This window comes from Streptomyces tanashiensis, from assembly GCF_014648895.1.
Lineage (GTDB): Bacteria > Actinomycetota > Actinomycetes > Streptomycetales > Streptomycetaceae > Streptomyces > Streptomyces tanashiensis.
This window is the reverse complement of sequence record NZ_BMRZ01000023.1, coordinates 14,854-37,139: the sequence shown is the minus strand read 5'-3', so window position 1 is coordinate 37,139 and position 22,286 is coordinate 14,854. Positions and strand designations below refer to the sequence as shown.

The following is a 22,286-nucleotide window of genomic DNA, read 5'->3' as shown; positions in this document are numbered from 1 at the left end:
GAGGGACGCCGGTCACGGGGTGTCGGGGGCAGGCGGGGGTGGGGACGCGGTCGGTGCTTCCCGGGGAGTCCCGTCCGCGAGGGCCTGGGACGCTAGGGCCTTCAGGCCGTCCAGGCACTCGTCGATCCGCTGGTCGAGCCGGTGCCGGCGCGCGAGCTCCAGGCACCACTCCCAGGTCTCGTGGGCGGCGGCCCACTCCCCGAAGTGGTGGTGGGCCCGGGCGGTGACGACGAGGCAGTCGACCGTACCGCCCTGGTCGTTCATGCGGAGCCGGATGGAGAGCGCCTCGGCCAGGGCCTCGAACGCCTCGTCGCGGTGCCCGAGGACGCGCTGCACGTCGCCGTAGCCGGTGAGGCTGGTCGCGAGAACCGCCCCGTGGCCGGTCCCTCTGAGCAGCTCGACGACCCGGCGGAAGTCCGCGGCCGCCGACTCCGGTTCGCCGCGCAGCCGGTGGACGTCCGCCATCCGCGTGAGGGCGAGCACCTCGCCCCGGGTGTTCCCGACCCGGCGGTACAGGTCGCGCGAACGCTCGGCGTGGACGAGGGCCTGCGCGGAGTCCTCGCACTGGAGGTGCACCGCCGCCATGTTGCCGAGGATCGACGCCTGGGCAGCGAGGTCCCCGCGCTCGGTGAAGAGGTCCAGGGCGATCCGGAGGTGCTCCAGACAGGCCTCGTTGCGGTAGGCCATGCCGTGCGCGACGGCCGTGCGCCGGTGCAGCCAGGCCTGCCCGAGCCGGTCGTCGTGGGCCCGCGCGATCTCCATGGCCTGCTCCAGGCAGGCGTCCCACTCCCCCGTCCACCAGTGCGTGGTCGCATGGCCGAAGAGGCCCACGGCGAGCCGCCAGGCGAGGTCGGAGCGGCCGAGCTCCCCCGCACGCGTGAGGGCGTCCCGGACGGCCGGCAGCTCCCTCGCGGTCCAGCGGATCGCCTCGTCGTCGTCCGCGAACTCGGGCAGCGACAGCTTCCGTACGGCCTCCCCTTCGAGGGGCGGCGGGGACTGCGTCTCGCCGGTGGCCGCCCGCGTCGCGGCCGCGAGGGCCGCCGCGTACCAGGAGAGCAGCCGGACCAGGGCCGTGGTGGGCTCCGCCTCGCCGTCCTCCTCCTCCCGCTGCGCCGCGTACTCGCCGAGCAGGTCGTGCAGCAGGTACCGGTCGGGCTCGGGGTTGAGGACGAGGTGGGCGTCGGCGAGGACGTCGAGGACGGCGGCGGCCCGGGTCTCGGTGACGTCGAGGAGCGCCGCGGCGGACTGCGGGGTCACCGCGTGGGCCGACCACACCCGTCCCAGGAGCAGGAAGGCCCGTGCGGCCTCGCGTTCCAGGGGCTGGTCGCTGTCCCGCATGGCCACGTAGCTCATGGCGAAGGTGCGCCGGACGTCGAAGTCCCCCATGGCCAGGGTGTCGAGCCGGCCCTGGTGGGGGGTGAGCCGTTTCGCCAGGAGCGCGAGCGGCCAGGAGGGCCGGGAGGCCAGCCGTCCGCCGACGATGTGCAGGGCCAGCGGCAGGCCTCCGCAGGCGGCCATGATGCCGGCCAGCGCCTCGGGCTCGCCCGCCACCCGCTCGGCGCCGGCGAGCTTGGCGAGCAGCGCGTGCTGGTCGGGCTCCGGCAGCGGGGACAGCGGGACCTTGGCGGAGCCCGGCAGGCCGGCGAGCAGTTGACGGCTGGTGATCAGGGCGGCGCTGGGCCCGCCGGCGGGCAGCAGGGGTGCCACGTGGGCGGTGTTGCGCGCGTTGTCGAGGACCAGGAGCACGCGGCGCTCCGCGAGCGCCGAGCGGAGGAGGAGGGGGCGGTCGTCGGTGTCCTCGGGCAGGGCGTCCTGATGGACCCCCAGGTCGGACAGGAACCGGGCGAGCAGCTCGTGGGCGGTGCGCGCCCCGCCGACGCAGTAGCCGCGCAGGTCGGCGTAGAGGGCGCCGTCGGGGAACGCCTCGCGCACCCGGTGCGCGACGTGCACCGCGAGGGCGGTCTTGCCGACGCCTCCCATGCCGGAGACGACGACGGCCCGGACCCGGGCGGACCCGGACCCGGAGCGGGCGTCCGCACCTGTGCCTCGCTCGCCTGCCGAGCCGTGACCCGCGCCCCGACCCGTACCGTCCTCACCGCCCTCGGCCCCCACGAGGAGTGCCCGTACGGCCGCCGCCTCGGCCTCCCGGCCCGTGAAGGCGTCCCCCTCGCAGGGCAGCTGGAACGGTGGCCGGGCCGTGTCGGCGCGCGGGCGGGGGCGCGGCGCGGGTTCTCCCGCGAGCAGCTCCGCGTGGGCCTCCTGGACCGCGGCCCCGGGTTCCGTGCCGAGCTCGTCGACCAGGTTCCGGCGCAGCCGGTGGAAGACGGCGAAGGCCTCGGCCTGCCGGCCGGAGCGGTGCAGGGCGAGCATCAGCCGCCGGTGGAAGCCCTCCCGCAGCGGGTGCTCCCCCGCCAGGGTGGTCAGCGGGGCGACGGCCTCGTGGTGGCGGCCGAGGCTCAGCTCGGCGTCGAAGCTCCATTCCAGGGCCTGGAGGCGCGCCTCCGCGAGCTGGTGGGCCCGGAGCGCGGGCGCCTCGGTCTCGGCGAAGGGGGCGAGGTCCGCGAGGGGGGTGCCGCGCCACAGGGCGAGGGCGAGGTCGGTCTCCCGGCGGACCGCCTCCCAGTCCTCCCGCCGGTGGGCCTGCCGGACGGCCCGGACCCGGTCCTCGAAGGCGGCGGCGTCGAGCTCGCCCTCGTGGACGATCAGCTGGTAGCCGGGGGCGACGGTCCGCAGCCGCTCGCCCGTCCCACCGTCGACGGCGGCGAGGACGCGGCGGAGCCGGGTGAGGTGGTTGGCGAGGGCGGCGTCGGCGCTGGCGGGGACCGAGGCGCCCCAGAGGGCTTCCTTGAGGGCGTCCCGGGAGACCGTCCGGTTGGCCTGGAGCAGCAGTGCGGCGAGGAGGACGCGCACCTTGGGGCCGGTCACCGGCCGCGGGTCCGTCCCGTCGTGGACGACGAGTGGTCCGAGCAGCCCGAACTTCACCACCATGCCCCCGCATCAAGGTAGGCGGGCCCGCCCGCCTGCGGCGGATCCCGACCGCCCCATCGTACGGTTCGGCACCCCTTGATTGATCAAACGGGCCGGGGGTTACCATATGAGCGCCGCCTAGCTCGAAAGATAATCTTGTGACTGTCAATGACGACTCGTTCACCAGTTGGAAGAACCGCGAGGAGATCGCGGAGTCGATGATCCCGATCATCGGGAAGCTGCACCGGGAGCAGGACGTCACCGTCCTGGTCCACAGCCGCTCCCTGGTGAACAAGTCGGTGGTCAGCATCCTCAAGACCCACCGCTTCGCCCGGCAGATCGACGGCGAGGAGCTCTCCGTCACCGAGACGCTGCCGTTCCTCCAGACGCTCACGACCCTCGACCTGGGCCCCTGCCAGATCGACATCGGTGTGCTCGCCGCCGACTACAAGACCGACGACCGCGGTCTCTCGGTCGCGGAGTTCACCGCGGAGGCCGTCGCCGGCGCCACCGGTGAGAACAAGATCGAGCGCCGTGACGGCCGCGACGTCGTCCTCTACGGCTTCGGCCGCATCGGCCGCCTCGTCGCCCGCCTCCTCATCGAGAAGGCCGGCTCCGGCAACGGTCTGCGCCTGCGCGCGATCGTCGTCCGCGGCGGCGGCGACCAGGACCTCGTGAAGCGCGCCTCGCTGCTGCGCCGTGACTCCATCCACGGCCAGTTCCAGGGCACGATCACGGTCGACGAGGCGAACAGCACCATCGTCGCCAACGGCAACACGATCAAGGTGATCTACGCCAACGACCCCTCCGAGGTCGACTACACGGCGTACGGCATCGAGAACGCCATCCTGATCGACAACACCGGCAAGTGGCGGGACCGCGAGGGCCTCTCCAAGCACCTGCGCCCCGGCATCGACAAGGTCGTCCTCACCGCGCCCGGCAAGGGCGACGTGCCGAACATCGTGCACGGTGTGAACCACGACACGATCAAGCCGGACGAGCAGGTCATCTCCTGCGCCTCCTGCACCACGAACGCGATCGTCCCGCCGCTCAAGGCCATGGACGACGAGTACGGCGTGCTGCGCGGCCACGTGGAGACGGTCCACTCGTTCACGAACGACCAGAACCTCCTGGACAACTACCACAAGGCCGACCGCCGCGGCCGTTCCGCGCCGCTCAACATGGTGATCACCGAGACCGGTGCCGCCTCGGCCGTCGCCAAGGCGCTGCCGGAGCTGAAGGCCCCGATCACGGGCAGCTCGATCCGCGTCCCCGTCCCGGACGTCTCGATCGCGATCCTGAGCCTGCGCCTGGGCCGCGAGACCACCCGCGAGGAGGTCCTGGAGTACCTCCGCGACGTCTCGCTGCACTCGCCGCTGAAGCGCCAGATCGACTTCACCACGGCCCCCGACGCCGTCTCTATGGACTTCGTCGGCTCGCGCCACGCGTCCATCGTCGACGCCGGTGCGACCAAGGTCGACGGCGACAACGCGATCCTGTACCTGTGGTACGACAACGAGTTCGGCTACTCGTGCCAGGTCATCCGGGTCGTCCAGCACGTCTCCGGCGTGGAGTACCCGACCTTCCCGTCCCCGGCGGTCTGACCTCCGGCTTCCCGGCGCACGGCGGCGCGCCGCACCTCCCACCCGGAAGGTGCGGCGCGCCGCCGTTCCGTCACGGGCGCCTACGGGCGCCGGGCGACCTCCCGACCCGGCACCGCAGCCGGGGCGCGGACGGGCGGCCCCGCCGGCCCGGCGAACCGATCGTGGGTGCTCCGGCGTCCCTCCCGCCATGAAGACGCTCTCGCACGGGACACGTCAGCTGCTGCGCTTCGCGGTCCTGGAGGCGCGCTGCTGCGCCTTCGCCGTCGCGCTCGTCGGCGGCATAGCCGTCTCGACCCTGCTGCCCGAACTGCCGGTCGCCCGCTACGACCTGCTGCTCCTGTACGGCGTCGGGCTCACCGTCCTCGCGTGGAAGCTCCGCTGGGACACCGGCCGGGACGTGGCCGTGATCGCGGGATGCCATGCCATCGGCCTCCTCTTCGAACTGGTCAAGGTGCGGATGGGCTCGTGGAGCTATCCGGAGGACGCGCTGACGAAGTTCGGCGGCGTGCCGCTGTACGGCGGGTTCCTCTACGCGGCGCTGGGCAGTTACGTCTGCCGGGCCTGGCGCCTGTTCGACCTGCGGCTCACCGGCTACCGGCCCCGGCTCACGGCGGTCCTCGCCGGCGCCGTGTACGTGAACTTCTTCAGCCACCACTGGCTGCCCGACGCGCGCTGGGCGCTCGCCGCGCTGCTCCTGGCCGCGACGGCGGGGACCTGGGTCCGGTTCCGGGTCGGCGCGAGCGACCTCCGGATGCCGCTGGCCCTGTCCTTCGTGCTGATCGGCTTCTTCCTCTGGGTCGCCGAGAACGCGGCCACGTACGTGGGCGCCTGGAGCTACCCGGACCAGCTGGACGGCTGGCAGCCGGTCTCCCTCGCGAAGTTCGGCGCCTGGGCGCTGCTCATCACGGTCACGTTCGTCCTGACCGCACGGAACGGCCGCGGGCCCGCATACGATGTGGCCGTCCAGGCGACACGAGTGACGGACCGGCACCGGAGCACCGCATGACCCGCACCACCCCCGCGCGCCCGGTCGACGTCGAGGCCCTGTTCCCGGGCCTCGCCGCACACCGGCGTACGAGCACCCGGCTCCACCCCCGCCCGGGGTGCCCGACGGCGGCGGACAGTTCGGTGGCGGGGCCCTTCCTCTGGCCGGCCGACGAGCCGTGGCCGATGTGCACCGCCGTCCATCGCAAGGACACCGGGCACCTCCTCTCCGACGTACGGCTCGAACGACGCATCCTCGCCGGGGCACGGGGCCGGGAGCTGTCGGCCGGGGAGCGTCGGACGCTCGACGGCATGACCCGGGGACGCCACGCCCCGGGGACGCGCGACGAGGACCCCGTCCCCCTGCTCGCCGTCGCACAGCTGTACGCCCGTGACGTCCCGGATCTGCGCACCCCGCCGGGGCAGGACCTCCTCCAGGTCCTCTGGTGCCCCTTCGAGGTCCACGGCCCGGAGCGCACGATCGACGTCGTGCTGAGGTGGCGCCGCTCGGACGAGGTCACCGAGCTCCTGACGGATCCGCCGGAGCCGGTGGTGGTGGGCCGGGCGGAGTGCGTCCCCGACGTCTGCGCGCTCCATCCCGAGCAGGTCGTGGAGTACGAGTACGAGGGACTGCTGGGCACGGAGCTCCAGGAGGCCCTCACGGAGTGGGAGGAGAGCCTCGCGGACGACGAGGACGAAGAAGAGGAAGACGAGGGGGAGGACGGCTCCGGCGGGGCGGCGGGCTACGCGACGTACGAGGAGTACGAGGCCGCCATGGCCGCCGCGCGCGACGAGGAACCGTACGAGGTGGACTACCGGGGCGACCTGTCGATCCCCCCGGGCTGGAAGGTCGGCGGCTTCGCCTCCTGGCACCTCACCGATCCCGCGCCGGTCGACTGCCGGGAGTGCGGCGCGCCGATGCCGCCCCTGCTGACCGTCGACGCCGGGGAGTGGGGCGGCGGCTCGGAGAGCTGGATCCCCGTCGAGGACCGGGCCCGGGACGGTGCGGCGGGCGTCGGCCGGTCGGCCCGGCCTACGGGTGTCCTGCTCGGGCGCGGGCTGATGCGGGTCCACACGTGTCCGGCCGGTCCGGCGCATCCGCACCGGCTCAGTTTTCAGTGATCTTTCTTCGGCGATCTTCCCGCGACACGGACGAATCAGACATTTCCCTGGCATCCCCGTCGGCGCCCGTGCTACAGTCGGGATCAGTTGCAGTCGTGGTTCCCATTGAACTTACAAGTGCCTTTGACGATTCGACGTCGTCAGGCACTTGATGTGTTTTCGGTGCAGTTTTCCGGACGGGGCAATCATCACGGCGACGCCGGGATCCGCACAGTGCGGCTCCCAGGGCTACGCCCCGAAGGAGATATGACATGGCTACTGGCACCGTGAAGTGGTTCAACTCGGAAAAGGGCTTCGGCTTCATCGAGCAGGAGGGTGGCGGCCCGGACGTGTTCGCCCACTACTCCAACATCGCCACCTCCGGCTTCCGTGAGCTCCAGGAAGGCCAGAAGGTGACCTTCGACGTCACGCAGGGCCAGAAGGGCCCGCAGGCGGAGAACATCCTCCCCGCCTGACGTTGACACGTCCGACGCGGCCGGACCCCCACCTTCGTGGTGAGGGCTCCGGCCCGTCGCTTTTTCCAGACTTTTCCGACGGACCAGGTGCCGCATGAACACCACGCCCAAGGACGCCTCCGCGGCGTCCGTGACCTTCGCCGAATTCGGCCTGCCGGCCGACGTGCTCGCGGAGCTCACCCGCCGCGGTGTCGACGCGCCCTTCCCGATCCAGGCCGCCACCCTGCCGGACGCCCTCGCGGGCCGCGACGTCCTCGGACGCGGGCAGACCGGATCCGGCAAGACGCTCGCGTTCGGACTGCCGCTCCTCGCCCGCACCGCCGGGCGCCGGGCCGAGGCCCGCAGGCCGCTCGCCCTGGTCCTGGTCCCCACCCGCGAGCTGGCCCAGCAGGTCGCCGACGCCCTCGCCCCCTACGCCGACGCCCTGCGGCTGCGCCTGGCCACCGTGGTCGGCGGCATGTCGATCGGGCGGCAGGCCACCGCGCTGCGCGACGGGGCCGAGGTCCTGATCGCGACCCCCGGGCGCCTCATGGACCTGGTCGAGCGCAAGGACTGCCGTCTCGACCGCGTGGCCGTCATGGTCCTCGACGAGGCCGACCGGATGGCCGACATGGGCTTCCTGCCGCAGGTCACCGAGCTGCTCGACCAGGTGCCGCACGGCGGCCAGCGGATGCTGTTCTCGGCCACGCTCGACCGTGACGTCGACGAGCTGGTCGCGCGCTACCTCCAGGATCCGGCCGGCCACTCCGTCGATCCGTCGGCCGCGGCCGTCTCCACGATGGAGCACCACGTGCTGCACGTGCACGTCGCGGACAAGTTCGCCACCGCCACGGAGATCGCCGCGCGCGACGGGCGGGTGATCATGTTCCTGCACACCAAGCACTCCGTCGACCGCTTCACCAAGCACCTCCTCGGCAGCGGTGTACGGGCCGCGGCGCTGCACGGCGGCAAGTCGCAGCCGCTGCGGACGCGGACGCTCGACCGCTTCAGGACGGGCGAGGTCACCGTCCTGGTCGCCACCGACGTGGCGGCGCGCGGCATCCACGTCGACGAGCTCGACCTCGTCGTCAACGTCGACCCGCCCGCCGACGGCAAGGACTATCTGCACCGGGGCGGCCGCACCGCGCGCGCCGGCGAGTCCGGGGTCGTCGTCACGCTGGTCACGGAGGAGGAGCGGCGGGACGTCGCCAAGGTCATGGCCGACGCCGGCATCCGGCCCCGGGTCACCCGGGTCCGTTCCGGCGAGGCCGAGCTGACCCGTATCACCGGCGCCCGGAAGCCCTCGGGCGTGCCGGTCGACGGCAGCGCGCCGAGCCAGGAGGGCGCCAAGCGCGGCGGCGCGGCCTTCCGGGGCATCGGCACCGTCCCGGGCCGCCCGGGCCGTGCGAAGAACGAGTCGCGGCGGGCCGCCGAGGCCCGCAAGACGGCCGAGGCGCGCCGGGCGGCGAGGATCCGCCGGGGCGACTGAGCGACCGCCCCGGGCGTCTCAAACACGTGTGCTCGAAAGCGGTGCCCCTTCGTTGAGCCCGGTGACGGGCGGACGGGCCGCCCGTCGGCGGCCCGGCGCCCCCGGGCTGCGCCTTCACCCGAGGAGGGCTCATGGCGGACAACACCCCGTGGGACACGATCGGTTCGCTCGCCGCGCTGTTCACGCGACTGGACTCCGAACGCGGGCTGCCGCCCGAGGAGCAGTGGACCCTGCAGGTCCTCAAGCTCTCCGAGGAGGTCGGTGAGGCCGCGCAGGCCGTCATCGGCGTCCGGGCGACGAACCCGCGGAAGGGCCGCAGTCACAGCTGGGAGCACGTGCAGGAGGAGCTCGCCGACGCGGTGATCACCGGGATGGTCGGGCTGGCCAGGATGCGGCCCGACGACGCCGCGGAGTACCTGGCCCGGGTGCTCGCGGAGAAGTCGGCGAAGTTCCTGCCGGCGGCCGGGCTCTGAGGAGCCGGCGCGTTCAGGGTGTGGCGGCGGCGTGCTCCTGGAGGAAGGCGCCCGCGTAGGCGGCGGCCTCCTCCCTCGTCGGGTACCGCGTGCCGCCGCCGGCCGCACCGTGCGTCCCGTCGGCCCCTCGACCCGTCCACGTCCACTCGCCGGACGCCTGGTCCTGTGTCAGTGCGGCCGCGCCTCCGAAGAGTTCGAGGGTGATCGGGGTCACGGCGGGGGTGCGGACGACGGCTTCGGGCCATTTCTTGCGGGCACCCTGCCGGGTGATCCCCCACGCCGCGCCCATCTGCTCGTAGCTGGCGCCGTACGACCCGGCGGTTCCGGCGGCCCTCGCGGTCAGGCTCTTGACCTGGGCGTCCACGACCTTCCAGGTGGCGAGCACGGACAGGGCCACCTCGGCCGGGTCCCCTTCCCACATGCGGTGCTCGGGCAGTCCGGTCGCGCGGGAGCGGATCGCCGAGGCGAGCGGGTTGAGGGCGTCGAGGAGGGCCTTGTCGAGCTCGGCCTGCTCTTCGGGGGTGATTTCAGGCACTGTCATGCGACAACCATAGTTCACCGAACCCGGAATGGAAACTAAAGTTACCGACTCTCTCCCGAGGTCCTTCCCGTGACCAGCACGCCGGCGAGGAGGCTCGCGAGCAGCAGGACGCCCGCCGTGGACCAGAGGGTGACGGAGTAGCCGTCCAGGACGGCCTCGTTCGAGCGCCGGACGGCGTCGGCCAGCGAGACCGGAAGGTTGTAGGGGTCGATCAGGACGCCGTTCTTGACCGCTTCCGCGAGCGGCTGCGGCATGTCCGCCCCCGCCTCCAGGCCGCCCGAGACCACCGCGGCGAGCACACTGCCGAACAGCGGGACGGCGAGCCAGCCGCCGAAGCCCTGGGCCGCCAGGACCGTGCCCGCCGTGCCGCCGGAGCCCTGGGGGCCGGTCGCACCGGTCGCGGTGGCGAGCAGCGGCCCCAGAGCCAGACCGATACCGAGCCCGGCGAGGACGATGCCGGGAAGCACCAGGGCGGTGTACGAGCTGTCGGCCTCCAGGCGTGCCAGCAGTCCCACGCCGACGGCCGCGAGGACCAGGCCCGGCACGATCAGGTGACGGGGCGCGAGGCGGGCCTGGAGACGGCCGGAGAGCAGGGCTGCGACGAGGACGGCGCCGGCCATCGGCAGCAGGGCGAGGTAGGTCCCGGCCGGGGTGTCGCCGAGCGCGCCCTGGAGATAGAGGGACAGGAGCAGGAAGACCGTGGGCGCGCTCATCCCGACGAGGGCGAGCGCGAGGAGGGACCCGGCACGGTCCCGGTCCCGGAAGACCTGCGGCGCGACAAGCGGGCCGCTCGTCCGGCCCTGCCACCACACGAAGGCCACCAGGAGGCCCACGCCGGCCAGCAGGAGGACCACCGTCAGCGGCGAGAACCAGCCGCGGCCGTCGGAGCCCTGGGAACCGTAGACCTCGTCGGCACGGTGGAAGCCGAGGACGAGGGCGGCGAGCGCGCCGGTGCCGAGCAGCAGGCCCGGCACGTCGGGGCGGGCGGACGGACGGCCCGACCGGTCGTCCACCAGCCTGGCGGCCGGGATCACGGCGACGAGGGCGAGCGGGACCGCGGCGTACAGGCACCAGCGCCAGCTCAGGGTCTCGGCCAGCCAGGTGCCGGTGAAGGCGCCGACGGCCAGGCCGCCGCCGGCGATCGCGGCGTAGATCCCGAAGGCCGTGCCGCGTTCCTTCGGGTCGGTGAAGCCGCCGGCCACCAGGGCGAGCGCGGCCGAGGAGAGCAGCGCGGCGAAGGCGCCCTGGAGGGCGTTCGCCGTGATGAGGACGGCCGCGGAGGGGGCGAGTCCGCCGAGCACGGAGGCGACGGCGAATCCGATGAGGCCGAGGATCGCCGCCCGTTTGCGGCCCAGGAGATCGGTGAGGTGTCCGCCGAGCAGGAGCAGCGCGCCGAAGGCGACACCCTGAGCGAGGGCCATCGAACCGAGGCCGTCGACGGGTATGCCGAGGTCGGCCTGGACGGCCGGCAGCACGGCGTTCGTGCTCGTGGAGCCGACGAGGACCAGGAACTGTGCCAGCGCGGCGGCGGCGAGCCCCGCCCAGCGCCGGGGGGACGGGCCCGCCGGGGCGGTGGGCGGTCCCCATGCACCGGGCACCGCGTCGACGGCCGGGCCGAACCCCGGCGGCGCCGGGTTCCCGCCCACCGGCGCCGTCGGCGTGTACGCCGGGTGCGGAGGGTACGCCTGGGCGTGAGCCTGGGCCTGGGCCGGGATCCTCGGGTCCGGCGGCGTCACCCGCGTCTCCGGCGCGAAGTCCAGCAACCGTGCGGCATGGCGCCCGAGTTGGGCGAGCACGGAGCCGGGCAGCCACTCCTCGGCCCGGTCCGTGGCCGTGCGCGCCGCCACGTCGGCGGGTGTCGGGCGCCGCGTCGGGTCCTTGTGCAGGCAGGCCCGTACGAGATCGACCAGCGAGTCCGGCACGCCCGTGAGGTCCGGCTCCTCCTCCGCGATCCGGAAGAGGTGCGCGCTGAGACCGGTGTCGGTAGCGCCGAAGAGGAGCCGGCCGGTGGCGGCGTACACGAGGACGGCGCCCAGGCAGAACACGTCGCTCGCCGGCGTGAGTTCGAGCCCGCGCACCTGCTCGGGCGACATGAAGCCCGGCGAACCGATCAGCATGCCCGTACGGGTGTGCAGGCTGTCTCCGCCGAGGCCGTCCATCGCCCGCGCGATGCCGAAGTCGATCACGCGCGGCCCGTCCACGGTCACCAGGACGTTGGACGGCTTCAGGTCGCGGTGGATCAGCCCCGCCCCGTGCACGGATCCCAGGGCCACGGCAAGCCGGTTGGCGAGGGTGCGCACCGAGTGCTCGGGCAGCGGACCGAAGTCCTTCGCCACCACGGTGGTCAGGTCGGGTCCGGGGATGTACTGGGTCGCCACCCACGGCACCGGCGCGTCGGTGTCGGCGTCGAGCACGGCCGCCGTCCACTCGCCTCCCACCCTCCGGGCGGCCGCCACCTCGCGCGCGAAGCGGCGGCGGAACTCGGGGTGCTGGGCGTGCTCGGCCTGCACCACCTTCACGGCGACCGTACGCCCGGCCTCGGACCGGCCGAGGTACACGAGTCCCATGCCGCCCGCGCCCAGCCGGGCGATGAGGCGGTACGGGCCGATGTGCGTCGGGTCTTCGGTGATCAACTGGTCCACGTCAGCAACATAGTTGAGCATCCCTCGTTCCCGGGCGGGATCGTGCGAACCATGGGCCACATCACCCTCGCGTGCGCCCGCCGCGTCGTCTCCGTGCGCCTCGCGCGGTGTCCCGGCCACTCAGGGCGCCCCGGGGCCGAAGGACAGCATGCGGGCCTCGTGCATCACGTCGTTGCCGCTGACGCCCGACGGCGTGATCACGATCCTGCCCTTCGCGTAGGCCAGTTCTCCGGCGAGCATGCCGTGTTCGGTCGACCGGGCGGACTCCGGATGGTTCAGGACCCGCTTCTCCGTGTCCGCGCCGCCCGGGCCCAGCCGGATGATCCCGCCCGGCCGGCCGGCGGAGGCCGCCTCGTAGACGAGGGCGGCCGAGCCCGCTTCCGCGCGCAGGGGGTGCAGGGTGCTGTCCGAGGACTTCACCCCCCAGACGAGCTTCCCCGTCCCGAGGTCGTAGGCGCCGACCCGGTCCGTACCGCCGAGGTAGACGGTGTTCGGGCCGACGAGCGTGCCGTCGCAGTTCTGGATGCCCTCGCCCGAATCCCCCGCGTCCGCGCAGTACTTGAAGCCCTTCGCCCGGGGGTCGATGGTGGTGCGCAGCTTCCCGCCCGGCCCCAGCGCGACGACCCGCCAGTCGTCGGTGCGCCGTGTGGCGTGGAGGGTGGTGAAGACGACCGGGTCCACGGAGAGCACCTTGCCGATCTCCCATCCCGGCCGGGTCCGGAAACGCCAGAGCACCTTTCCGGTGCGCGGGTCGAGCGCGCGGAGCTGGCTGTAGCTCTTCGTCCGGTCGACGCCGATCGCGCAGTCGGCCTTGACCAGGAGCCGGCTGCCGCCCGCCACGTCGTCGGGATAGCACTTCCCGGGGTTCTCCATGGGGATGTCGTAGAGCCTGGTCCCGTCGGCGACGCGGTAGGCGGCGGCCTTCATGCTCTGGCCGACGGCGAGGACGTCGCCGCTCAGGGCGCTGTTCACGATGATCGTGTCGTCCATGGAGCCGGTCTCGGTCAGCTGCTTGTGCCAGCCGGCCCTGCCGGTGCGGAGGTCGATCATCTGGAGCTGGTTGCAGCGGGCTCCGGTCCAGGCCTCGCGGTTCTGGTACACCACGACGACCTTGCCGTCAGGAGTCGGGGCGACCGGCGTCTCGCAGACGGGCGCGGGCAGGCTCACGCTCCACACCTCGGCGCCGTCGGAGAGACGGTAGGCGGTGACCTTCTTGTACAGCGCCTGGACGACGGTGTCGCCGACGGTCCACAGGTCGTGGAGCTTGATGGAGCGCCGGGGCAGATCGGTCCGGTCGTCGACGATCCACGCCGTCGCGTCCCCCGGCTTCCGCCCCGCGTTGAGCTCGTCCGAGGTCGGGATCCGCTTCGGTTCGGGCGTGCGGACGGCGGGGGTACGGGAGGGGGACGGCGTCCCGGAGGGACTGGGGGTCCGCTCGGCCACGGGTGCGGTCGGTCCGCTCCACCGGTCGCCGTCGACGGCGTACAGCACACCGCCGCCCGCCACCAGGAGCAGCAGGACGGCGAGCACGGCGAGCACCGGGCCCTTGCCGAAGCGCCGGCGCCGGGGAGGCCGTCCGGGCGGCGGGGTGTAGCCCTCCGGGGCGTACGGGTTGCCCAGCACCGGCTGCTGCGGCGGGTGCGATGTGTACCAGGGCTCCGGCGGGCGGTGCATCTGTCTGACCTCTCTGCTGCGTCGACCGGCGCGTCGGGCGTACCGGCGCCCCGGTCGACGGCCGGGCTACGTCGCGACGCGCTCGCCGGACGGGTCGGCGACGACGATCTGGATGTGCGACGGCGCGTACCTGCGCGCCTTCTCCACCATCTTCCGCAGGTCGAACTTGGCGCGGAGGACGGCGACATGGATCGGCGCGGGCATGGCCGGGTCGTGCGCGGGGACGGCCCCGCCCGCCGGCAGAGCGGCGCCCGGGCGCAGCCGCGCACCGATCAGGGCGTGCGTGCCGCCCTCCGGCGTGGCCACGACGAACTGGGTGACATCACCCCAGGGCAGCAGGACGGTGCCGAACCGGGCTCCCGCCGCGTCGAACTGGAACGCCGTACGCCGGTTCTCGTACCAGGAGATGATGAAGGGGACGGCGGCGACGATCACGACGCCGCCCTTCATGTCGAGCGCCCAGCCGAGCAGGACGGCGAGCCCGACGGCTCCCACGACCGCGCCCCACAGGCCCGCCTGGTCCCCTGCGGAGAACGGGTGGGTGACCCGGTAGCGCTCCCATCGGCCGGCGCGGCGGGCGGGCCGCGCGCCGGGCGTGCTGCCGGCCTGTGACATCACGGTGTCTCCCTCTCTCGGCGACGCGGGCCGGCTGCCGCCCCCACGGCGGCAGCCGACCCGACGGCGCCCACCCTGACGCGGAGCGCTGCAAGGCCGATGAAATGCTGCTGAAGCGCAGGGACGAAGGTCCCGGGAAGCGGTGCGGGCACCGCGCGCACGGGGGACGTGGGGGCGAGGACGTGAGTGTGGAGCCGGCGGACCGGGGCACGGGCCCCGTCGAAGCGAGCGGTCCCCTGCGCATCGACCTGCTCGGACCCGTCCGGGCCCTGCGCGGCGACCTCCCGGTCGCCCTCGGTCCGGTCCGGCGGCAGGCGGTGCTCGCCGCCCTGGTCCTGCGCGCCCCGGGCTTCGTCACGTACCGGCAGCTCCTCGACGACGTCTGGGGGGCCGAACCACCGGGCACGGGCCACCGCGTCCTGCCGAGCTACGTCTACGCGCTCCGCAGGGCGCTGGACGCGGCGGACCACGGGCCGGACCGGTCGGTGATCGGCGGCGGTCGCGGCGGCTACCGCTTCGAGCCCGGCGGGGCACGCACCGACCTGGCCGAGCTCGCCGAGCAGGCGGCCCGCGGCCGGCGCGCGAAGGCCCGCGGTGACCTCGCCGGCGCCCTCGACGCCGGCGGCCGGGCGCTCGCGCTGCTCCGCGGGGAACCCCTGCCCGGCCTGCCGGGTCCGCTCGCCGACACCGAACGGCAGCGGCTCACCCGGCTGCGCCGGACCCTGCACCAGGAACGCGCGGAGTGCCTCGTGCTGCTCGGGCGGCACCCGGAGGCCCTGGACGGGCTCATGGCGGCGCCCCTGGCCCTGCCGTACGACGAACCCCTCGCCGCCCTCCGCATGCGCGCGCTGTACGGCAGCGGGCGGCAGGCCGAGGCACTGGCCGTCTACCGGGAGATCCGCGACCGGCTCCTGGACGAACTGGGCGTGGAGCCCGGCGAGGAGCTGCGCGGCGTGCACCAGGCGGTTCTGCGCCGGGACGACGCGCTGCTCCTCGGCCTTCGCCCCGGTGGGACTGTCGGAGGTGACGGGGCCCATACGGCTGTCGAGGCCGATACGGAAACCGACGCCGGTGGGGCAGCCGACGCCGGTGAGACAGTCGACGTCCGCGGAACCACCCACCCCGGCGCCACCGACAGCCCCCTTGAACGGCGCCGTACGGGCGATCCCGAGGGACCTCCTCTCCCCCGGCGCAACGAACTCCCCGGTGACACCGCCTGTCTGGTCGGGCGCGAGGCCGAACTCGCCCTCCTCACCGCCCCCGTCCATCCGGGCGCCGTGGCCGTGACGACCGTGGACGGGACGGCGGGCGTCGGCAAGACCGCGCTCGTCGTGCGCGCCGCCTGGGCACTCGCCGGCGAGCACCCCGACGGGGCCCTGTTCGTGGACCTGGAGGCGCACGGCGCCGCCGATGAGGGCGCCGGCCCGCACCGGGCCCTGCGCCGGCTGCTCCGCACGGTGCGGGGCGGCACCGAGGAACTCCCCGTGGACACCGACGACCTGGCGGACCTGGTCACGGCCTGGCGCGCGGCCACGAGCGGGCTGCGGCTGCTGCTCGTCGTGGACGGCGCCCGGAGCGCCGAGCAGGTCCGGCCGCTGCTGCCCGCCGGACCGGGGAGCCGCGTCCTGGTGGCGGGCCGGCAGCGCCTGCCCGGGCTCGACGCCGACGCGCGGCTCACCGTGGAGCCCCTGGCCGGAGGCGACGCGGTCGGCCTGCTGCGCGCACTGCTCGGGGAGGCACGGGCGGACCGCGAGCCGGAGGCGGCCCTGGAGCTCGCCCGGCGCTGCGGCGGCCTCCCGCTCGCGCTGCGGATCGCGAGCGCCCGGCTGCAGAACCGCCCGTCCTGGACCCTGGCGTTCCTGGCGGGCCGGATGTCCGACGACGCGCACGGCCTCGGCGAGCTGCGGGCGGAGGACCGCAGCGTGGAGGCCGCCTTCCGGCTCTCGTACGACCGGCTGGAGCCCGAACTGCGGAGGGGGTTCCGGGTGTTGGGGGTGGTGCCGACCGTCCGCTTCGACGGCCTCGGCCTCGCGGCCGTGCTGGGCCGTCCTCGTGCGCACGCCGAGGCGATCCTGGAGGACCTGGTCGACGCCAGCCTGCTCCAGGAGCCGCATCCCGGCCGCTACCGGTTCCACGATCTCGTACGGGTCCACGCCCGGCAGCTCGCCGCCGCGGCGCCCGAGGAGGCGGCCGCGGACCGCTCGGCCCTCCTTCGCCTCTACACGGCGGCCGGGCGGATGGCGGGCGACTGGGGCCCGGAGGCGTTCCCGACCGGCCCCGGCACCGCCGACGCCCCGTTCGCCGACTGGCGGGAGGCCTCGGCGTGGCTGGACGCGGCGGGCGGGGAGCTGGTGGACGTCGTGGCGTACGCGGCCGCGGCCGGGGAGTTCGACCATGCCTGCTGGATCGCGGAGGCCCTGGTCGACCATCTGCTGCGCCAGGGCCACCCCCACGAGTGCCGGGCCGCCCTGGAACTCGCCCTGACCTGCGCCGACCGGGCCACCGACCGGCGGATGCCGTCCTCGCTCCGCAACTGCATGGGCGTCGTCGACGTCCATCAGGGGCGGTTCCGTGAGGCGCACTCCTGGTTCACCGAGGCGCTGCGCCACAGCTCCGTCGAAGGGGACGGTGACGGGGACGGCGGCCTGCGGGACCGGGCCCGGGCCATCGCCGGAATCGGCGTCTCCGCCTGGACGCAGGGCCGCGTCGAGGAGGGGACCGCGCTCCTGGAGGAGGCGGTGGAACTGGCGGCGGGCCACGGCGACGACTGGCTGACCGGCGTCGTGACCTGCAACCTCGGCGCGATCCACCACCAACAGGGGCGCCACGAGCAGGCGCTGGAGCTGTACGCCTCGGCCCTGGCGCTCGCCGAGAAGAACGGCCGGCCCCGCACGATCGGCAGCAGCCTCTGCTTCGTCGCCGAGGCCCAGCTGGCGCTGGGCCGCACCGGCGAGGCCGTCGCCCTGCTCCAGCGGGCGGCCGACCTCGCCCGCGAGGCCGGCGACGCTCCGCTGCGCGCGGCGGCCCTGTCCCGGCTCGCCACCGCCGAGCACGTCGGGGGTCGTCTGCGCGCGGCCGTCGACACCCATCACGAGGCCCTGTCCATCCTCACCGAACACACCAGCACCTGGCTGGAGATGGAGATCCGTATCCGCCTCGGCAGCACCTACGCCGCGGCGGGCCGTCGCGCGGAGGCCCGGGAGGAGTTCCGGACCGCCCTCTCCCTGCCCGGCGCCGGGGACCATCCCCAGCAGTACGGGCGGGCCCGCGAGGGACTGGACGGCACGAGTGCCGGCGGGCGACGGGACAGCCCCGACGGGTAGGCGCCGGACCCGCCCGGAAAAGCCCGTGCCGTCGTCTCCGGGAGGCCGTACGATGATCGCGATGACGACTCACTCCCTTCACAGATCGGGGGTCCCGTCCGCGCAAGGTGAGTGCTGATGACCACTCCCCCCGCGTACGAGGATTCCCACCTCTCCCGCTGGCTGCGCGTGCGCGAGTTCGCCGTGCCGCCCTCCATGATCGAGACCGCGACCGCCCGCCGACAGGCCGGGGACTGGGCGGGGGCCTGCGCCGCCGCACACGTCGACGTCGATCTCGACCTCCGCGCGCTCGCACGGAGCCACGGCACGGAACTCGCGGCCCGCGTGCGGGCCGATCTGCGCCGGCTGGCCCCGGACCTGCTGCGCTGGCACATGCCGAGGATCGCCCCGGACGGGCTGCTGCGCCCGGGCCTCACCGTCGCCCTCGCCCGGTACGGCACCGGGGGACGCGACGGCTCCGGCCCCGTGCACCTGGTGGCCCGGACCGCGCCCGCCTGGGCGGACTCCGGGCAGCGGATCAGCCTCGCGCTCCGCGGCCGTTCACCGTCGGGCACCGGCCACGGACCCGGGCATGCCCATCCGCACCCCCGTCCGCACCCCCGGTTCCGGCTCGACCTGCACCGCCACCTCTGGGACGCGAGCCGGTCCGGTGAACTGCGCACCCGCTCCGGGGCCTCGGACCCGCCGCCGGCCTGCGTCCCCTCACCCGATCTGCCGGAGGGCGGGCTCCGCTGTGCCGTGGGCCGCTGGGCGGAGGAGGCGGCGATCCTGCTGCGCGCCGAAGGCCGGCCGGCGGGCCCGGTGGCCGTACGCCTGGGCAAGGGGCACCGGCTGCTCCTGGACGCCGACCCGTCCTGGGACTCCGGCCCTTCAGGCGCGCCGTCCCCGGTCGCGCTTCGGAGCGCGCCCGCCCGGCGGTCCTCCGCCACGGTGCCGGTCCTGCCGGACGCGGCCACGTGGCTGCCGCCCGACCTGGAGCTGCTGCGCGCCGGTCTCGTCGAGGCCGGCGGGCTGCACCCGCTGGTCGCCGCCGCGCTCGTACCCGGTCACGTACCGGCCGGTCCGCACCGGCCGCCCGACCGGGCGGGCGCACCGCGCCTCGTCGAGTGCCGGGGTGCCCGGCACCGGATCGGCCTGGTCGACGGGGTGCTGACACCGCTCGACCACGACCCGGCCGAACTCCGGCGCGAGGAGCTCCTCGTCGCGCTGACCGGCACCGCTCTCCCCTGCGTACGGGCCGTCGACGAGGCCCATCGGCGTCCTGAGTGCCTCACCGGTGTCCGCGAGCGGCTCGACCACGGTGACATCGCCGGGGCCCTCGCGGTCGTCGAGGGACTGCTCGGGCCCGCCGCGCTGCTGCGCGACGGCGCCCTCCGGGACGCCCTGGAGGCGGCGGCGCGGCGGCGCGTCACGTACGGGCTCTACCGGGCCGGGCTCGTCGGCCCCGCGCCCGGCCGGGAGCTCACTCCGCGGTCCCCGTCGTCCGCCACGCGCAGAACGCGTCCGGACAGCCGCCGCACGCGCACGCGTGGTGCCCACCCGCGCCACGCGACCTCCGCCTTCCCCTCCTCCTCCGCGTCCCGCTGACGCTCACCCCGCTTCCCTCCCTCTCCCTCCCCCAGGTGATCTCCCATGCCCACACGTATGTCCTCTCCCGCGCCCTCCGGCACCGAACTCGACGTCGCGGGCGCCCTGTTGTCCCTGCTGCGCGACACCGCCACCGAGCCGCGCCCCGACCCCCAGCTGGAGGCGCTGACCCTGGCGGTCGCCGCCGACCTGCCGGTCCTCCTGTGGGGTGAGCCGGGCATCGGCAAGACCGCGGCCCTGACCCAGCTCGCCGCCTCGCTCGACCTGCCGCTGACCACGGTGATCGCGAGCGTGCACGAGCCCACCGACTTCTCCGGGCTGCCCGTCGTCGGGGACGACCCCGCGGAGCAGGGCGTCCCCATGGCCCCGCCGGAATGGGCGGTGCGTCTGGTGCGGGCCGGCCGGGGCCTGCTGTTCCTGGACGAGCTGTCCTCCGCTCCCCCGGCCGTCCAGGCGGCGCTCCTCCGTCTCGTCCTGGAGCGGCGGATCGGCACTCTGCTCCTGCCGCCCGACGTACGGATCGTGGCCGCCGCCAATCCGCGCTCCTCCGCCGCGGACGGCTGGGAGCTGAGCCCGCCGCTCGCCAACCGCTTCGTCCATCTGCGGTGGACGCACGACACCGAGGTCGTGGTCCGCGGTCTCGGGGGCGTCTGGCCGCGCGCCACACTCCCCCGGCTCGACCCGGAGAAGCTGACCGAGGCCGTCGACGTCGCCCGGCGGGCGGTCTGCGGTCTGCTGACGGCCCGGCCCGCCCTCGTGCACCGGCTGCCCAGCGGTGAGGCGATGCGGGGCGGTCCCTGGCCCTCGCCCCGCAGCTGGGAGATGGCGCTGCGGCTCATCGCCTTCGCGTCCGCCGCCGGTGTGTCGCGGGACGTGCTCTCGCAGCTCGTCAGGGGTGTCGTCGGGGACGGCCCCGGGCTCGAACTCCTCGCCTGGCTCGACCGGATGGACCTCCCGGATCCCGAACTGCTCCTCGCCGACCCCGAGGGCGCGGAGCTGCCCGAGCGCGGGGACCGCCGCCAGGCGGCCCTGGAGGGGGTCGTGGAGGCGGTCGCCCGGCGCCCGGAGAAGTCCCGCTGGGACGCGGCCTGGGCCCTGCTCGCCCGGGCGCTGGAGTCGGGGGCCCCGGATCTGGTGGTCGTGCCGGCGACGACGCTGGCGGGGCTGCGCCGGGAGGACTGGGACGTCCCGGCCTCGATCGAGCGGCTGGCCGGCGTCGTGTCCCTGTCCCGGCGCGCGGACCGGGCGGGCGACCGCGTGGCGGCGGGTGCGACGGCCGGCGCGGGGGCGAGCCGATGAGGCCGGGCACGGAGATACCGGAGGCGGAGCAGGCCCTACCGGGCGGGCCGGCCCGGGAGGAGTCGGAGAACACCACGACGGGCGGGCCGGCCCCGGAGGAGTCGGAAAACGCCACGACAGGCGGGCCCGCCCCGGAGGAGTCGGAAGACTCCATGGCAGTCCGGCCTGCCCGGGAGGAGCCGGAGAACACCACGCCAGGCCGGCTGGACCGGGAGAAGCTGTACGCCGCCCGGCTGCACGCCGTACGTGTCCGGCCGTATCTGGCGACCGCGCTGTTCGCCCTGCACACCGTGGAGTCGCGGGACGTGCCGACCATGGCGGTGGACCGTCACTGGCGCTGCTACGTCTCGCCGGCGTTCGTCGACCGGACCCCGGTGCACGAGCTCGCCGGGGTGTGGGTGCACGAGGTGACGCACCTGCTCCGCGACCACCACGGGCGCAGCGACCGGGTGGCGCGGGAGCGCGGTCTCACGGGTTCGGGCGAGCGGCTGCGGATGAACATCGCCGCGGACTGCGAGATCAACGACGACGTCTTCGGAGAGGGACTGCCGAGGCCCGAAGGGGCCGTCCATCCGGGGATGCTGGGGCTTCCCGAGGGGCAGCTCATGGAGGACTACCTCCGCCAGTTCCAGCTGGGGCTCCGGACCCGGGACGCGGGCTGGCTGGACTGCGGCAGCGGCGCCGACGGCCTCGCACGGGCGTGGGACCTCGGACCGGACGGCGCCCGGGGGCTGAGCTCCCAGGAGCAGGACGCCGTGCGGTTCCGGGTGGCCGAGGCGATCACCGGCCGGCCGGGCAGCACACCGGCGGGGTGGCGGCGGTGGGCCGAGGAGGCGTTCCATCCGCCGCAGGCGTGGCGGGACCTGCTGGGGGCGGCCGTCAGGTCGGCGGCCTACGGGTCCGGCGCCGGGGACGACTACTCGTACGGGCGGCCGTCGCGGCGCTCGGCCTCCGTGCCCGGGGCCGTGCTGCCGAGTCTGCGCCGCAGCCCGCCCCGGGTCTCCGTCGTCATCGACACCTCGGGGTCGGTCAGCGACGCGGAACTGGGCAGCGCGCTCCTGGAGGTCGCGGCGATCGCCAGGGCGGTGGGCGGCCGGCGCGACCTGGTCACGGTGCTGCCGTGCGACGCGGCGGCGCGGATCGTGCATCCGCTGTGCCGCGCCGAGGGCATCCCGCTCATGGGCGGTGGCGGTACGGATCTGCGCACGGGTTTCGCCGCGGCGCTGCGGGCGCGCCCGCGGCCCGACGTGCTCGTGGTCCTGACCGACGGTCAGACGCCGTGGCCCTCCGCGCGGCCGGCCTGCCGGACGGTGGTGGGCCTGTTCCCGCGCGCGCGGAGGTTCCGTTCGTGGAGCGAGGACGACCCCGACCACGTGCCGGCCGGGCCGCCGGAGTGGGCCCGGGTGGTGGACATCGGATAGCCGCCGTCCGCCCGTACGCGCGCGTGAGCCGGATCACAGGGAACGTCCACCCGGTCCGGGTCCTCCTTCAGGTGTCGGCGCCCCTGGGCGTCGGACCCGACCTCGACCTCG

At 74.6% G+C, this 22,286-nt stretch carries 15 protein-coding genes; 10 read left to right on the top strand and 5 right to left on the bottom strand.

Annotated features, from left to right (window positions below):
- Window positions 1-12 precede the first annotated feature (12 nt).
- Entirely contained in the window at window positions 13-2,988 is a 2,976-nt protein-coding gene (locus tag IE237_RS37530) for an AfsR/SARP family transcriptional regulator (protein ID WP_189806682.1), read from the bottom strand.
- A 137-nt stretch (window positions 2,989-3,125) separates the two neighbouring features.
- Here IE237_RS37530 and IE237_RS37525 point away from each other — a divergent pair, with 137 nt between their 5' ends.
- The 6 genes from IE237_RS37525 to IE237_RS37500 all read left to right on the top strand — a co-directional run bounded on the left by IE237_RS37525 (window position 3,126) and on the right by IE237_RS37500 (window position 9,073).
- Window positions 3,126-4,571 (top strand): glyceraldehyde-3-phosphate dehydrogenase, encoded by a 1,446-nt coding sequence (locus IE237_RS37525; RefSeq protein WP_189806681.1) that lies wholly within the window; start codon window positions 3,126-3,128, stop codon window positions 4,569-4,571.
- A gap of 187 nt (window positions 4,572-4,758) precedes the next feature.
- The gene (locus IE237_RS37520) at window positions 4,759-5,577 is read left to right on the top strand and encodes a DUF817 domain-containing protein (RefSeq protein ID WP_189806680.1); all 819 of its coding nucleotides are present in this window, start codon (window positions 4,759-4,761) and stop codon (window positions 5,575-5,577) included.
- Window positions 5,574-6,677: a hypothetical protein gene (locus IE237_RS37515; protein WP_189806679.1), complete on the top strand. Its 1,104-nt coding sequence runs from the start codon at window positions 5,574-5,576 to the stop codon at window positions 6,675-6,677. The genes IE237_RS37520 and IE237_RS37515 overlap by 4 nt, the downstream gene beginning before the upstream one ends.
- A gap of 251 nt (window positions 6,678-6,928) precedes the next feature.
- Complete coding sequence (locus tag IE237_RS37510; RefSeq protein WP_033201600.1) at window positions 6,929-7,132, top strand: cold-shock protein; 204 nt, start codon at window positions 6,929-6,931, stop codon at window positions 7,130-7,132.
- A gap of 94 nt (window positions 7,133-7,226) precedes the next feature.
- The gene (locus IE237_RS37505; RefSeq protein WP_189806678.1) at window positions 7,227-8,600 is read left to right on the top strand and encodes a DEAD/DEAH box helicase; all 1,374 of its coding nucleotides are present in this window, start codon (window positions 7,227-7,229) and stop codon (window positions 8,598-8,600) included.
- Between the two features lie 131 nt (window positions 8,601-8,731).
- Window positions 8,732-9,073, top strand: coding sequence for a MazG-like family protein (locus IE237_RS37500; protein WP_189806677.1), 342 nt, complete (start codon window positions 8,732-8,734; stop codon window positions 9,071-9,073).
- 13 nt (window positions 9,074-9,086) lie between these two features.
- On the opposite strand, the gene IE237_RS37495 is transcribed toward IE237_RS37500, so the two are convergent.
- The 4 genes from IE237_RS37495 to IE237_RS37480 form a co-directional block, all read right to left on the bottom strand.
- Window positions 9,087-9,614 carry a hypothetical protein gene (locus IE237_RS37495; protein WP_189806676.1) on the bottom strand — a complete coding sequence of 176 codons (528 nt, stop codon included), beginning with the start codon at window positions 9,612-9,614 and terminating at the stop codon, window positions 9,087-9,089.
- A gap of 41 nt (window positions 9,615-9,655) precedes the next feature.
- Window positions 9,656-12,256 (bottom strand): MDR family MFS transporter, encoded by a 2,601-nt coding sequence (locus IE237_RS41455; RefSeq protein ID WP_189806675.1) that lies wholly within the window; start codon window positions 12,254-12,256, stop codon window positions 9,656-9,658.
- Window positions 12,257-12,376: 120 nt separating this feature from the next.
- Window positions 12,377-13,930, bottom strand: coding sequence for an outer membrane protein assembly factor BamB family protein (locus tag IE237_RS37485; RefSeq protein WP_189806674.1), 1,554 nt, complete (start codon window positions 13,928-13,930; stop codon window positions 12,377-12,379).
- 66 nt (window positions 13,931-13,996) lie between these two features.
- Complete coding sequence (locus tag IE237_RS37480; protein WP_189806738.1) at window positions 13,997-14,545, bottom strand: hypothetical protein; 549 nt, start codon at window positions 14,543-14,545, stop codon at window positions 13,997-13,999.
- 182 nt (window positions 14,546-14,727) lie between these two features.
- Between IE237_RS37480 and IE237_RS37475 the strand changes: the two genes are divergently transcribed.
- From IE237_RS37475 to IE237_RS37460, 4 genes are all read left to right on the top strand, one after another.
- Window positions 14,728-17,868, top strand: a complete 3,141-nt coding sequence (locus tag IE237_RS37475) for an AfsR/SARP family transcriptional regulator (RefSeq protein ID WP_229843939.1) — start codon at window positions 14,728-14,730, stop codon at window positions 17,866-17,868.
- Between the two features lie 117 nt (window positions 17,869-17,985).
- Window positions 17,986-19,455, top strand: a complete 1,470-nt coding sequence (locus IE237_RS37470; RefSeq protein ID WP_189806672.1) for a hypothetical protein — start codon at window positions 17,986-17,988, stop codon at window positions 19,453-19,455.
- A 45-nt stretch (window positions 19,456-19,500) separates the two neighbouring features.
- Window positions 19,501-20,754, top strand: coding sequence for an AAA family ATPase (locus IE237_RS37465; RefSeq protein ID WP_189806671.1), 1,254 nt, complete (start codon window positions 19,501-19,503; stop codon window positions 20,752-20,754).
- A gap of 152 nt (window positions 20,755-20,906) precedes the next feature.
- Window positions 20,907-22,175 carry a vWA domain-containing protein gene (locus IE237_RS37460; RefSeq protein WP_189806670.1) on the top strand — a complete coding sequence of 423 codons (1,269 nt, stop codon included), beginning with the start codon at window positions 20,907-20,909 and terminating at the stop codon, window positions 22,173-22,175.
- The last annotated feature ends 111 nt before the right edge of the window (window positions 22,176-22,286 follow it).

Coding starts and splice junctions, on each gene's coding strand:
- IE237_RS37495 (WP_189806676.1), bottom strand. CDS start 9,614: ATGACAGTGCCTGAAATCACCCCCGAAGAGCAGGCCGAGCTCGACAAG.
- IE237_RS37500 (WP_189806677.1), top strand. CDS start 8,732: ATGGCGGACAACACCCCGTGGGACACGATCGGTTCGCTCGCCGCGCTG.
- IE237_RS37515 (WP_189806679.1), top strand. CDS start 5,574: ATGACCCGCACCACCCCCGCGCGCCCGGTCGACGTCGAGGCCCTGTTC.
- IE237_RS37465 (WP_189806671.1), top strand. CDS start 19,501: ATGCCCACACGTATGTCCTCTCCCGCGCCCTCCGGCACCGAACTCGAC.
- IE237_RS37510 (WP_033201600.1), top strand. CDS start 6,929: ATGGCTACTGGCACCGTGAAGTGGTTCAACTCGGAAAAGGGCTTCGGC.
- IE237_RS37505 (WP_189806678.1), top strand. CDS start 7,227: ATGAACACCACGCCCAAGGACGCCTCCGCGGCGTCCGTGACCTTCGCC.
- IE237_RS37520 (WP_189806680.1), top strand. CDS start 4,759: ATGAAGACGCTCTCGCACGGGACACGTCAGCTGCTGCGCTTCGCGGTC.
- IE237_RS37485 (WP_189806674.1), bottom strand. CDS start 13,930: ATGCACCGCCCGCCGGAGCCCTGGTACACATCGCACCCGCCGCAGCAG.
- IE237_RS37460 (WP_189806670.1), top strand. CDS start 20,907: ATGGCAGTCCGGCCTGCCCGGGAGGAGCCGGAGAACACCACGCCAGGC.
- IE237_RS37470 (WP_189806672.1), top strand. CDS start 17,986: ATGACCACTCCCCCCGCGTACGAGGATTCCCACCTCTCCCGCTGGCTG.
- IE237_RS37530 (WP_189806682.1), bottom strand. CDS start 2,988: ATGGTGGTGAAGTTCGGGCTGCTCGGACCACTCGTCGTCCACGACGGG.
- IE237_RS37480 (WP_189806738.1), bottom strand. CDS start 14,545: ATGTCACAGGCCGGCAGCACGCCCGGCGCGCGGCCCGCCCGCCGCGCC.